This is a genomic window from Chitinimonas lacunae (assembly GCF_042650885.1).
Lineage (GTDB): Bacteria > Pseudomonadota > Gammaproteobacteria > Burkholderiales > Chitinimonadaceae > Chitinimonas_A > Chitinimonas_A lacunae.
Genome location: NZ_JBHSBU010000001.1, coordinates 3,551,187 through 3,563,819 on the forward strand (window position 1 = coordinate 3,551,187; position 12,633 = coordinate 3,563,819).

Below are 12,633 nucleotides of genomic sequence, written 5' to 3' on the forward strand. Positions count from 1 at the left end.
TATGGGTTTCTTTTGGGGCTGGGTAGGCGTCCGGCGCTTTTTGGAAAAAAACGTGCAAAACGTCTGCAAGATGGGAAGTCGAGTTCGATTAAAAATAATATATTATCGAAGGCGCTTCGGTTGCGGAGGCAAAGGTTCAGCAGACATTGCAGTAGTCTCCCTGCAGGACAGCCCACTCGGAACAACCGCCATCAGCACTATTCCAGCAAAATCTTGCCGCAATCGGTAGTCAGAACGACCAGTGGAAGCCCGGTTGCCGGCAGGCGCCTGCGGTATGATACACGCCGCGTCGCGCCTGCCGCGCCGACCCGAGCTGTTTCATGCGTACCCTGTTGATCGATCAGTGGGTATCGCAGCGCTTCGGTGAGCGGGATATGGCGATGGACCAACAGCGGATGTCGTGCGGGCAGTGCGGCGACCAGCTCGTCGTGCCACACGGGCTGGGACTGCAGTCCTGGCTCGTTGCCGGGCGAGCGGGAAAACCCCACGTCGTAGAGATCCGACAGCAGACCTTTCACCTGCTGTGAGTACGGCACTTCGTAGAGGCGGATGTCGACGTCGGGTTCGTCGATGCGACAGTTCGCGAGCACCGTGGCCAGCCGGTCGGCCGGGACGCAGTCAGACAGTGCGACTCGGAGCACGCCGCGAAAGCCCAGCGCGGCACGCTTCACATTGGCGCGCGCCTGCTCCAGCTTCGCGAGGAGGCGGCGCGTGTCGTCGAGAAAGCGCTCACCGGCCCAGGTGAGGCGTACGCCGCGTGAGTTCCGCTCGAACAGCACGGCGCCCAGGTCCGATTCCAGTTCCTTGATGGTGCGCGAGAGCGGCGATTGCTCGACATGGAGCCGGGTCGCTGCCCGGGTGAAGTTCAGCTCCTCCGCGACCGCGACAAAACTTCGAAGATGACGCAGTTCCATGGCGGGCACCTCACCAGCCGGCCTTGACTGCACCGCCCAGGTGGCAAGTCGGCGTCACTGGTCGCCCGCTCGCCCCGCTGATCGGCCGGAGGCGCCGATGAAACATCGCTGCCTCATCGAGCACGGCATTGGGGGACGCCACCGCTAAACGTGGGGGTGGCAGCACGGTGCAGGCGGGTGAGACGACAACCATGAGGGTACGAATCGCGGATTCCATCCTTGGCTCCAGTCTTTCGAGGGTCGTGTCAACAATGGCCGCTCCCCACAGCAGCTCAGAACCGAATGGCCGTAGGGGCAACAGGCAGGTGAGGCAGGTGTCGTCTGGGTCGGCCCCCCCTGGAATAGATGACGTGTGAGTTTTCACATTGCGATGGCACCGGGTGCGGTGGGGCACTGCGATGACAGTGCCCAATGCGGCGTGGCTCAGCGTCAGTGCTTTGGAGAGTGGGGGGAGCTGGCGGACATGACGCAGGGTGACGTCATCAGGAAGAGAGGTCGGAAACTAGCATCGGACAGAGAAAGCGGCTCGCCGATTTCGGACATCAATGCAATGGAGGGCAAATCGTCAGAACCTCCCCTCAATCCGATCAACGAGTGGTCAGCGCAGAAAAATGCCGGCGGCTCGTTCGGAACGCGTGAGCGGCACTTGGAATCGGCCCAGCCTATTTGCCACCTCCTATGCCAAATGGCATCGCGGTGAAATTTGGCGGACACGCGTTCCCTATAAAGACAGGTCAACGCCTTGTATCTGTCCCTGGCATATGAAAAGCGGGGGCGGTCTCAAATCTGAAGTGCAACATCCTGCGATTAATGGATAGTCGCGGACTGCATGGCTGACTGAGCCGCCAGTATTTCAGCAAAAACCTGCATCGGCGAGCGGTAGTTGTGAGTGGCGTGACCTGCCTGATTTCTTCGGTCCATTTCAAACTTGGAGAATGGCCTCAGTGACGGCTGTTGAACAATAAAGCTGTTTGAACTGATCGGGCGTGAGATAGGCAAGACTGGAATGTGGCCGCACCGCATTATAGTGGCGCCGCTATTGCTCAATGACCACCTTTGCCTCCGCCCGTGTCCGAAACCATTCAAGGCTCAGGCACTCATCGCGGAACTTGCCGTTAAAGCTCTCGTCGGTGCCGTTCTGCCAAGGCTTGCCTGGATCGCTAAGCGCCATGACCATGCCGTTCTGTACCGCCCACTTCAGGAGCGCTCGCGACACGCCTCTCTGACAGACCACGCGCTTTCGCATACGTGACCTGCTCACGTCGAGCGGGCGCGCTCATCACTTTTTTGCGTTGATCTCTTTCATCACGTCTAGCTCAAGGTCGCGTTCCGCCAGCATCTTCTTCAGCCGCGCATTCTCTTGTTCCAACTGCTTGAGCCGCTTCACATCCGTGGCTTCCAAGCCGCCGAAATGTTGCCGCCAGTTGTAGATCGTTTGCTCGCTGATCCCGTGCTTTTTCGCTACCTCTGCGACCGACTCCTTGTCCGCCTCTCGCAGGATCGTGACCAGCTGCTCTTCACTAAACCGACTCTTCTTCATGACTTCCCTTTCTTCTGGGGAAGCCATTCTCTCAACTTTCTTCTGGTCCGAAAATTTCAGGGCAGGTCAGTGTAGGCTGACGGGTCACGCCCACCTCAGGAAAGAGTTCGCTGATCGAGAGACCCTCGGCCATAGCCAAGTCGATGCACTTCTGCCGTACGCTCGCGCGCTTCTCATATACCAGCTTGTCGCGCAGGTGCTCCGCTGCTTCGATCAGCTCACGGAGCTCGTCAGCGGAAAGGTGGTCTATGTTGACGGTCATGCTGATGCATCCAGTAGAGATGTTGCAGCATATGGCACAGCACCGAGAGTAGGTAGTGACCGCTGGCTTTGCGGTAGGCCCATCAAGTGTGCGCGGGTTGTGCGCAAATCTTGCATACATGTGCTCGTCTACGTGAGACTCACGGATTGCGGTCTGAGGGCGAGCCATGCGTGGGCGCGATAGTAGAACGCTCTGAGCATTGTTGCCGTTCGTCGGGATGGTACGCCGGCTGTCGTTCCACCGAGATCCACTGCATACGTGTGTAATGAGGTGTGTAACGTTGGCTGTTTATGGGTGAAAATCCGTTTTAAAATCAATGAATTGATTGCGCAATGGTATTGATGATCGATAACTACGATTGACGTCTACAGAAAGCCAGGGAAGGCCATCAATCCATCATAAGCCGTTGAAAAAACTAAGGAGGTCTGCCAGGGAGAGCCATGGACTTCCACTGCAATCCACTGCAATTGTGTATATTTCTGTGTATAGGGACCACACGGAACGGCATATACACATGGCCTCGAATCTCCTCACCGCACGTAAGGTTGAGACTGCCACGGCTCAAGAAAAGGACTACTGGCTGCGAGATGGAGCAAGCCTCTTCCTCTTTGTCACCCGCAGTGGTGGAAAGCTTTGGCGTTATCGCTACCGGATTGACAATTCGCCCCAAATCTATGCGATTGGGCGCTACCCTGAGGTAACGCTTGAGGCTGCTCGGAAAGAGCGAGATCGAGTGCGCGAGCTTGTCAAGCGGGGGATTCACCCGCGCCAAGAGAGACAGGCTCGTCTAGCTGCTCAAGTCGAAAGCAATTCGCAAACGTTTGAGGCAGTAGCCCGAGAGTGGATAGCTTCAAACGCATGGGGGGATGGTTATGCAGATCAAGTTAGGAAAAATCTGGAAAAAGATGTATTTCCAACGATTGGCAATATCCCTATACGGCTGATTAATGTTTCCCACCTGCGGCCCGTCATTAAAAAGGTGGCGGAGAGAGGTGCTCCCACTATTGCGGTACTCATTCGGCAGTGGGCCGGTCAAATATTCAGATACGCCTCTACTAATGGACTTTGTGATTACGACCCCTCTTCCCTGCTTAAGGGATTGGTAAAAAAGCCCCCCACACGACATAACCCACCGTTAAAATGGGTAGAACTATCCCCTTTTCTTATTAAGTTGAATGGATGGTCAGGTTACCGAACCACTGAAATTGCATTACGTTTGGTTGCGCTCACGTTTGTTCGTACTATTGAAATCCGCAAGGCCACTTGGGATCAGTTTGATCTCGATGGTGCACTATGGGAGCTCCCTGGTGAGATGATGAAAATGGGCAAGCCTCACCTTGTCCCCTTATCCAGACAGGCAGTTGCTCTCTTACGTGAGCTCCAGAAGATAACCGGGTCAGGAAAATTATTGTTTCCTAACTATCGCCGACCCCAAGAGCCAATGTGTGCAACCACATTAAATCGTGTTCTTGAGCGACTCGGATACGGCGGGCAATTTTCTACACATGGCTTCCGGTCGACCGCTACTACAATTCTTAGCCTATTAGGCTACCCGGATAATCGAGTGGATCTGCAGCTGGCGCATCAGAAAAAGAGCAAGGACACATCACGTGCGCCGTATGACCATACGAAATTTATTAGCTCAAGGCGGATAATAATGCAGGATTGGGCGGACATTCTTGATGCATCAGAGCGTGGGGCGACGCCCGAGAAAATTACTCAGGATTTTGGGCCGCTATCTGCACGGCGACTGGCTTTGCTGAGGGTGGTTGAGCGTGAATAACTGACTTAAGAAGGTTGGATGCAAGTAGTCGTCCCTGAGGAATCAGCTCCGCAGCCATAAGTGCTGATCCACGGATCGTGCGCATCCGCAGCGTTGTGACGGTCGTGTCGTCAGGCTCGCAGCAACAAAAGTGGTAATGTAACCGCTGAAAACACCGATGAGCTGGCATCTGATGATCGGCGCCTATCAGATCGATACGTTCGTGAACCGGCCAAGCGTGTCGCTCGAAGAGGCGCGGCGTGTGAAGACGCTCAATGATTCTTGCGGCACAAGGCGTCACCGCGCATTGCAGCCGCAGCAAGCCGATGAACCAAGCCCTGTAGCGGAGCTAATCCAACAGGCGCAGATAGGGGTTGTTGGGGGGCGTTTGGTCGAACAACAGGCTGGGGTCGACAAGTAGATAGCCATGGAGCCTGCGTGACTTGCGCGGACCGTTCACTTCGCACCGCCATATATTCAACCCGTTCGCTTGCTTGCGATGCAGATGCAGTCGTTCCCACTGCTTCTGAACCCATTGCCATGCTTGCACACCGTTTCGTGCTGCCACGATAGCGACATGAGGATGCTCCTGGGCATAGCGCTGAAAGAGGCCGGGCGATGCTAGGAAAGCGGTATCGGCTACGGTGTGCACCAACGCTTTCGCGTCGTTGATGATGAGCGTACGGGACTGAATATGCCGCTTCAGCCAGTGAATGAAGTGGTTACCAGGTAGAGTCTCGTCGGTAGAACTTGCTTCCGCGATTTGGGTTGCGGTGATCTGACTCGCTTGGGGGACGGCCACAGGGGCCGACGAGTCCGGCGTCACCTGCGATACGGGCTCTGCGTTCCCGAAAAGCTCAAGCAGTGCATCGACATTGTCGTGGCGCGCAGCCGCCCTCTGCGGCGCAGATGGAACGGCTGAAGTTGGCAGAGCGATGAGCGGTACGGCATCGTCACTTGGCACGCTCGTGCCGGCAGGAGCAGGTGCCCGGTCGTCCGGACCGTCCACGCAAACGGTCCCGTCGAACATCGTCGGGCGGTCTCCGTCCCATATCAGTTCGGGCACGATCCGCAGGAAGGTGAAGCTGTGCGACCAGCCGGTCGTGCTGGTTACTGTAGCCTTCCAGATCGCCTTGCCGTCGTGGGTTGCTATTGCGATGCCGTGTTCCTGCAGCACATCGAACACCGCGGTGTTGTTGGCCGGGATGCCATCAACGCCCTGAGACAGCAGATAGGCCCGCAACTTGTCCGCGACGGTTTTCGAGACAAGCCACAACGCCTCATCGGTGAGCCAGCCGTCGGATGCCTGCGGCTGATTCAGCTTCAACTCGCCCGACCGTACAAGGTGGCGTAGGCCATCGAGCAGCTTGCGCTGCAGCGCGTTCCGCGGTGCCGTCAGTGCCTTTGCCGGATCGCCGCCGAGTGCTTGCGCCACGGACGCCTGATCCGCCTTGGTAACCAGCTCGCCCAACACGCCCGCACGCTCGGGTTGACCAGCAAGGACATAGAGCAGCGCCGCCCATAGCTCGGGATACCCGGCCAGCCAATCCATGATGTCGCGGCCGAGCACGACGGCATAGAGCAAACCCGTGGCGGCCCCATGGAGGCGGTACTCGCGATCCTCGCGGTACCGAAAGCGGTACGGCCGAAGCAGCGGACCGTGCCATGGGTGCCAGCATGAGCCATCTGCGTACTCAACGTGCATGTCGACAGCGATCTTGCCGACGTCGTGCAGCAGCGCGGCGTAGGCGACGGCTGCCGTCCACGCTTCGGCCTGGGATGCCTGCGCTTCTGGTGTTGCTCCGACCGGCAACAGATGGGACTGGCGGAGTTTCAGCGCATACGCAACGACTTCCAGCCCGTGATCGAGCATGCCGCCGGTGTGCGAGTGATGGTGCGCCTCAGAGGCCGGGAACTGCTGGACCAACCCGGCGTATCGATTGAGCGGTGCCTGATACAGCAGATCGAACTGTGCGCGCGAGAGCGAAGTACGTTGCCAGATTTGTTCCAGCAGTTTTCGCCGACGCGCCGTCGAGAGCAGCACGGCAGCGGACTCGGGTTCGATCAATCCAGCCGGCGACGACGAAGGCGGTGCCGGTGCAATGGCCGTGGCAGCCTTTTCACTGCGGAACGGGAGGAGCCTAGCGAACCAGGCCGTAGGGCTCGCGGGACCTTTTGCCTTTTCGGGTAGGGCCTTTCCCCTTGTCGCCATTCCGTTGCTCCCCTTTCCGAAGCCCTTAAACCATTCGACCTTTTGAGACCGCAGGCCAAAGCTGCCGGCTCAGCGCAGAGGAACCGCATCGGGTCGCCGACAGGAGGGCTTGCCGATGATCGCGTCGCGGTATTCAATCGTGGTGATCGCGATGCGCTCGAAAGGAGCCGGCCATGAAAGCAACTGCGCAAATCAGTAGCGCCGAGCGTGTTGGTCGGGTGGTAGGCCGTATCGCGCGTGCGCTTAATCGGCTAGATCAAAAGGTGCAAACGTGGCTTGTCGCGCGAGGGATGGCATCCTATGCCGCACAAGTTCTTTCGACAGCCGCCAAGCTCATCGTAATCAGTGCGCTGCTTTACGTGGCGTTCTGGTTCGCAGTGCTCGGCGTGTTCGTAGTTGCCGCAGCGTACGCAGGAAGACATACGAACTTCAGCGACGTTGGAAAGACCGAATGGCGAAACGGCCCTGCTGGCTATGGGCTCTACGGATCTAACGGATACCGAATCGATGCTCACGATCCTGATGACGAGAACGGCTGAGTGCATCTACTTGGCAGCTTGGATGAGCGCTCCACTCCCTTTTGCGCCCGCAGCTTGCACGTCCTTCGTGCCTGTCGAAAGTCCCTGAATAGCACCTCCAGCGCGAACTCCAATCCATCCAAGTGCAGCTACCCAGAACGTGGGCAACACAATGAACATCGTCGCCATGACGAAGTTCAGCGCCATGTCGCCAAAAGCGTTGTTGAGACCCAACAGCGGGTCGAAATTACTGTGCGGCCGATCCCAACCGAAACCCCAGCCGTACAGCGCATCGAGGATGGTCGAGTCGATCCATCGGGCAAGCTGGAACCAGAAGTCCACGAAGAACAGCGCAAACTGGACACAGCTCACGGTGACCACGGCTTTCAGTTCATAGGTGCCGATCAGGAGCACGAGCGGGATGCAGACCACCATCGCCATCTTGAGCAGCGATAGCACCATGGGCAGTGCCTGACGCACCACGTCCATCGCGGGGAAGAATCCGAGCGAGCCGAGGGCCATGCCCACATCCCCTGCACCGCGCGTCACGACGTTCGGCAAGGTCTTCTCGATCTGCCCACCGTAGTCGGTGTACACGGCTCCTTGGTTCATCTTCTGCTGTCGCGGCGCAATGGCTGCACGGATGACGCCATTGTCGATGTCCTCGCGTGACAGCGCGGCCCAGCGGCCAATGCGCGTCAGCAGGTCCGGATCGATCTGTGCCAGCAACCGGCTACGCAAGCCGGCGCGCGCATCGGTCCACCACTGCCGGCACGTCGGGTAGCCGCCGCCACTCTCCACCTGGGCCAGACCCGCATCGCGGTTGGCGTCATAGGGCCATCCGGTGCGCGGTGAGCGGGAGCGATACTGGTCGTAGTAGCCCGGTGTCCCGATGAAGAAGCGCGAGCCGGCCCACGACACATCGTGCATCTGTTCCTCATCGAGCGATGGCCGGCTCATGAACAGCTTGGCGCGAGCCGGTCCATAGCAGTCGTGAACGAAGTCAGCGACTTCCTGCGCGAGGAGCGGATCGTCGATGCGCTCTGCATCCACGTCGATCCGGATTTGTCGGAGATCATTCCCGCACGGAATCGCGGCAACCGCCGCGCTGGTCACGGCCCGCGACAACGCATGCATGAAGAACCACCACACCGGCACCAGCGCGTTCTGATTGTTGAGCGAGGTGTAGGCATTGGCCCAGCCTGTGTTGCCCGGCTGCGGCACGTTGACCTGGCATTGCGCAGAACGGCTGGTGTCGAACTTGATGGTGGCGAGATTCACGGGAACGAAGGGCATGCCCGCGAACAGGATGACGACGATCGCCACCCATACCCGATTCTCGATGCGCAACGACGACAGCACGCCCTTGTTGCCCTCGTCGGCGCCTTCCGTTCGTGCCCTGAGCCACTCCTGCACGATGATGGCCACGAACGGCAGGGCAAATGCGCCGCTCGCGACGAGGATGTTCCAGATCCCGTTGCTGACGATCCAGCCCACGAGGGTCAGGTAGTACTCCAGGTAGTCCGTGGTGTAGAGCGTCATGGCCCGGCTCCTCCCTCAGCGTTGCAGCAGCAGCTGGCTGCTCTCGAGCAGCACGACCGTCGTCAGCACGGCAATCTCCACGCGCAGCAGGCGTTGATGTGCATCCGGGGCGGATTCGCGCTGGCGCAGCCGTCGTCCCATCCACCACCAGCCATAGGCGACCAGTGCATAGAGGCAGAGCCGCCAGGTGAAGAAGTGCAAGGCGTGGTGTCGCAGCCAGTCAGCCCAGGCTCCGATACCACCGACGACATGGACACCGATGACATTCACGAGCACGGCGACGCCAACGATGCCCACAATCCACAGCAACACGACGCCGACGGTACGGTTGAACAGCCAACGCGACCTCACCTGCCCGAGAGAGCTCATGGCGTGCGATTCCGTGGCTGCTGGATCTCCTTCATCCGATCACGGGTGGGCGTTCCCTCAAAGATGCGGTTCGAACCCGTCGCGCGCGTGCTGTGCCGCTGGATGATGGTCAGCGCCGCGCTGCTCGCCAGCGTACGACGCAGCTCCAGTTCGCTCTGGAGACTGTCGATCTCGCGGGTGAGCAGTTCACTCTCTTGATCGATCGCGTCGACGGCCACCTGGTTGGCCGCCACATTCGGCTCCTTCCTGCCGGCCAGCAGCACGCGCTGCAGCAGCAGGGCCTTCTCCAGCGTGCTTGCCAAGGCCACTTCGGACGCCAGACGCTTTCCCAGCACCTCCTGGTCCGGCTCGTCGCGAAGCGCTTCAATCACCCCGCGGGTAATGGGGAGCGAGCTGGTGCCGACGGCGTCGAGATTGGCGACCGTCATCGGGCGCGCGCCGCGGACGAGTTCCTGGAGCCCTTGCAGCCGTTTCTCGTACTCGTCCTGGATCAGGGGCGTGAGGCCAACGCCGGGGGTGGTCTGCGTTTTCGTGCAGTCCTCGCAGGTCCGCTGTTCGCGCTCGCCGAGCACGCGGGTGGCCCATGTTGCGGCGGCTTGCGGCGACGACCAGGTCTGACAGGTAAGACGGCTGCCACAGCTTCCGCGCGAAATCGACGAGGCGTCGGTGGCGCTGCGTCCGTTGAGCAGGTTGTAGCCCGCACGCGTGATGTCCTGCACGACCTTGATCGGGGGCTGATTCGCGCCCCCAGCATTGCTGCCGCCGACCCAGGGCACGCCATTCTTCCCCTTGTTCGCCTCGGCCTTCTCGATCGCGGTGACGGCATCCGTACGGTCAACGGTGTCACGCAGCGCCATGCCCTCGGCGATCTGGTCCCAGCTGGCCTGCCCTCCCGCCATATCTGCCATGCGGGTGGCCATCGCGCGGCAGGTCAACTTGCTGCGATCGAAATCGAGCCGTGCCTGGAGCACGCCATTCGTCAGCAGGTTGTACAGGCCAGGGTCCGCACGCTGGATGATCAGCGCCGGCAACGACGCGACGGCTGCGGTCGCGCTCTGAATCACACCGCTCATGATCTGCTGGAAGCCCTTGCTGATTCCGTTGAGCTGATTCTTGACGGTCGTGGAAATCGACATGTCCCCACAGATCAGATTGCTGTTCCAGCCAACACCGACGCCGATGCTCTGCATGTCGCCCGCTGGGGTCATCGACACGGCCCGACCACCACCGATGCTGTAGAGCACGTCGTCACCGATGACGGCGCCACTGGCGCTGAATCCGTCGCGGTCGAGTCGCGTCTGCGCCGATGCGCAATGGATCGGCAGAACGAGAAGCAGCAGAAGCTCGGCGCCAAAACGCCTGCGATCGAATGCGCTCATGGTGAGGTTCCTTGGTAGAAGTCGACGCTGCCGAGAAAGATCTGGCCGCGGCGGCGGCAGCAGCTGTAGGGCCGCCACAGTGCCCAGGCGTAATCGCCACGCTGGGCCTGGATGCGGGTGCCGCCGTGGGGAAACACCGCGCAGCTGGAGGACAGCGTCGGCGTCAGCTCCTGCCACTTGCCTGTCGCCGCATCCCCTTCGACGAGCTCGTCCGCAGGCCAATAGCCTGCGCGGGCGTTGCCAACGAGCGGCCGGTACACGTGGATCTGGCCACGGCGCGTCACGATGTCGCCGGCGCGCTGTGCGACCACGGCAGCAGACTTGTAGTCATCGGTCTGATGCAGGAAGCCGCCGCGCGGATACACGTTGCCCCATAGGTTGAGCGTCAGGCGCGCGCCGATCTCGCGTCGGCCCGGCAGCAATGATTCTGGGTAGACGGATTCGGGAACGTTGTAGCGCCACGCCAGCGTATCGAGGGTGCTCAGCAGGTATGGCTGGTAGGGTGTGCCCGCCCCTGCGCAGGTGTAGCCGAAGGAACTGACAAAGCGGTTGAAGATGATGCCAGCCGGATGGCCGATCACATCTGCGTTCTTGAACTTCGCGAGGTTGTTTTCGTTGTCGTGGTTCGTCGTGCCGTCGCCGCCGCCCAGTGCACCCGGAACGGGCACGCTCATCGTCCGCACTTCGAGCCAGGGGTTCTCGCCGACGTTCGCGTAGCTCGACACCACGGCGTCGGGCACGTAGTGCCGGATCTTGGCGGAGGTGCGCACTGAACAGCCGAACTGTGTACAGAACAGCCAGTAGCAGATGCCGACGACACGGTAGTCCAGGCAGTCCGGCGATAGTGCGGCGGACGTGATCGTGCCCGTGTTCAGCGCGGATGCCGTACCGCTGCTCAGCAGCAGGGCTGCGGTGATTCGCCGCCACCGCGAGGCAGACCCCGTGATCCTGTGGCTCATGGCTGGGTCTTCCGATAGGCGGCGATCCGCGCAACCGCTCGTGCCACATCGGTCTCGCCGTAGATCACATAGCGGCGATCGACGATGACGGCGGGAATCGTCGCGATGCCTAGCGATCGTGCATCCGCTACGCCCTGATACGCGTTCGAGATGCGACGTTGCAGCGCCGCGCCGCCCTCGCGAATCCGTTGCTGCGCGATCTCTGTTGCGCGGGCAGGATCGGGGGGAAGGTCGCGTGCGAGTTCGGCCTCGATACGCGCTGGCAAGTCCAACTCGATGATGCGTGTGTCGCGCGCCGCACGAACGGGGTGATGGGCATCCGTCACGACCAGCACGTCGGTCGCGGCCGCATGGGATGCCGGACCGAGAAAGGACAGCAGTGCCAGCGTTACAAGTGGCAGCCGACGAGGCCTGACAGCATGGTGGAAAAGGGGTAGCACGCCGAGCCTCCCTGACGCAATCAAGGCTCCATTCGACGCGCTCTCGCCACTGACCAACGAGGAAGAATGCGATCTATGTGGGGTCCACTTTTCCTGCCCGGCATCGTGAGCCGGCCGAGGGTCGCTCAGTCCTTGTGACGGCAGGTTGGGCGGCCGCTGCCTGTGCGGGTCGTATCCCGCACAGGCACCCATCTAGCTGTCTGAATACTGAAGCTGCCCCGCCTCGGCGAAGGAATAGGCGCCACCCTGCCCAATCACCAGATGGTCCAGCAGCCTCACATCGATCTTGAGCAGAAAGTCCCGAAGTTCCTCCGTCAACTTGCGATCCGCTGGCGAGGGGGTGGTCGAGCCGGAGACATGCTGATGCGCAAAGATCACGGCGGCCGCGTTGTGGGCAAGCACGCGTTGCGCAACCACCCGGAAGTTCACGTGGGTTTCCGTGATGGAGCCCGTCGACAGCGCTTCATACGCCAGCGCCTGAAGATGGCTGTTGAGAAAGATCGCGGCGAACACTTCATTGGGCTGCGGGACGAGCCGCAGCTGAAAGTAGTTCATTGCCGTGGGCAAGGTGAGGACGGGGGCTTCGTGCTTGAAGATCCGGGCTTCCAGCAGCGCGATCGCTCGCCGGATAAGTCGGTCCTCCTTCTGTACTGTGGTCAGTGGCGTGCTGCGACGAGTCGTGGACGTGGACATATCGACCTCCATGGCGATTGGAGGGCGTACGCACCCGGAAGGG

At 60.4% G+C, this 12,633-nt stretch carries 11 protein-coding genes and 1 pseudogene; 2 read left to right on the forward strand and 10 right to left on the reverse strand.

What is annotated here, in order from left to right:
- Positions 1 to 197: 197 nt before the first annotated feature.
- From ACFOW7_RS15240 to ACFOW7_RS15250, 3 genes and pseudogenes are all read right to left on the reverse strand, one after another.
- Entirely contained in the window at positions 198 to 914 is a 717-nt protein-coding gene (locus ACFOW7_RS15240) for a LysR family transcriptional regulator (RefSeq protein ID WP_378165802.1), read from the reverse strand.
- A 922-nt stretch (positions 915 to 1,836) separates the two neighbouring features.
- Positions 1,837 to 2,454, reverse strand: a pseudogene (locus ACFOW7_RS15245) (integrase core domain-containing protein).
- Positions 2,455 to 2,485: 31 nt separating this feature from the next.
- Entirely contained in the window at positions 2,486 to 2,716 is a 231-nt protein-coding gene (locus ACFOW7_RS15250) for a hypothetical protein (protein ID WP_378165804.1), read from the reverse strand.
- A 514-nt stretch (positions 2,717 to 3,230) separates the two neighbouring features.
- Here ACFOW7_RS15250 and ACFOW7_RS15255 point away from each other — a divergent pair.
- The gene (locus tag ACFOW7_RS15255) at positions 3,231 to 4,499 is read left to right on the forward strand and encodes a tyrosine-type recombinase/integrase (RefSeq protein ID WP_378165806.1); all 1,269 of its coding nucleotides are present in this window, start codon (positions 3,231 to 3,233) and stop codon (positions 4,497 to 4,499) included.
- A gap of 328 nt (positions 4,500 to 4,827) precedes the next feature.
- On the opposite strand, the gene mobH is transcribed toward ACFOW7_RS15255, so the two are convergent.
- Entirely contained in the window at positions 4,828 to 6,546 is a 1,719-nt protein-coding gene (mobH, locus tag ACFOW7_RS15260) for a MobH family relaxase (protein WP_449252235.1), read from the reverse strand.
- 317 nt (positions 6,547 to 6,863) lie between these two features.
- On the opposite strand from mobH, the gene ACFOW7_RS15265 reads away from it, so the two are divergent.
- Positions 6,864 to 7,229: a DUF3742 family protein gene (locus tag ACFOW7_RS15265; protein WP_378165808.1), complete on the forward strand. Its 366-nt coding sequence runs from the start codon at positions 6,864 to 6,866 to the stop codon at positions 7,227 to 7,229.
- Between the two features lie 6 nt (positions 7,230 to 7,235).
- Here ACFOW7_RS15265 and ACFOW7_RS15270 read toward each other — a convergent pair whose 3' ends face one another.
- From ACFOW7_RS15270 to ACFOW7_RS15295, 6 genes are all read right to left on the reverse strand, one after another.
- Positions 7,236 to 8,750 carry a conjugal transfer protein TraG N-terminal domain-containing protein gene (locus ACFOW7_RS15270; RefSeq protein ID WP_378165810.1) on the reverse strand — a complete coding sequence of 505 codons (1,515 nt, stop codon included), beginning with the start codon at positions 8,748 to 8,750 and terminating at the stop codon, positions 7,236 to 7,238.
- A gap of 15 nt (positions 8,751 to 8,765) precedes the next feature.
- Positions 8,766 to 9,119 (reverse strand): hypothetical protein, encoded by a 354-nt coding sequence (locus ACFOW7_RS15275; RefSeq protein WP_378165812.1) that lies wholly within the window; start codon positions 9,117 to 9,119, stop codon positions 8,766 to 8,768.
- Positions 9,116 to 10,498 (reverse strand): integrating conjugative element protein, encoded by a 1,383-nt coding sequence (locus ACFOW7_RS15280; RefSeq protein WP_378165814.1) that lies wholly within the window; start codon positions 10,496 to 10,498, stop codon positions 9,116 to 9,118. The genes ACFOW7_RS15275 and ACFOW7_RS15280 overlap by 4 nt, the downstream gene beginning before the upstream one ends.
- A complete protein-coding gene (locus tag ACFOW7_RS15285; RefSeq protein ID WP_378165816.1) occupies positions 10,495 to 11,457 on the reverse strand; it encodes a TIGR03756 family integrating conjugative element protein in 963 nt (320 codons plus the stop codon). The genes ACFOW7_RS15280 and ACFOW7_RS15285 overlap by 4 nt, the downstream gene beginning before the upstream one ends.
- The gene (locus tag ACFOW7_RS15290) at positions 11,454 to 11,897 is read right to left on the reverse strand and encodes a TIGR03757 family integrating conjugative element protein (protein WP_378165819.1); all 444 of its coding nucleotides are present in this window, start codon (positions 11,895 to 11,897) and stop codon (positions 11,454 to 11,456) included. Before ACFOW7_RS15290 ends, ACFOW7_RS15285 begins: the two co-directional genes overlap by 4 nt.
- A gap of 192 nt (positions 11,898 to 12,089) precedes the next feature.
- Entirely contained in the window at positions 12,090 to 12,590 is a 501-nt protein-coding gene (locus ACFOW7_RS15295) for a JAB domain-containing protein (protein ID WP_378165821.1), read from the reverse strand.
- Positions 12,591 to 12,633 lie beyond the last annotated feature (43 nt).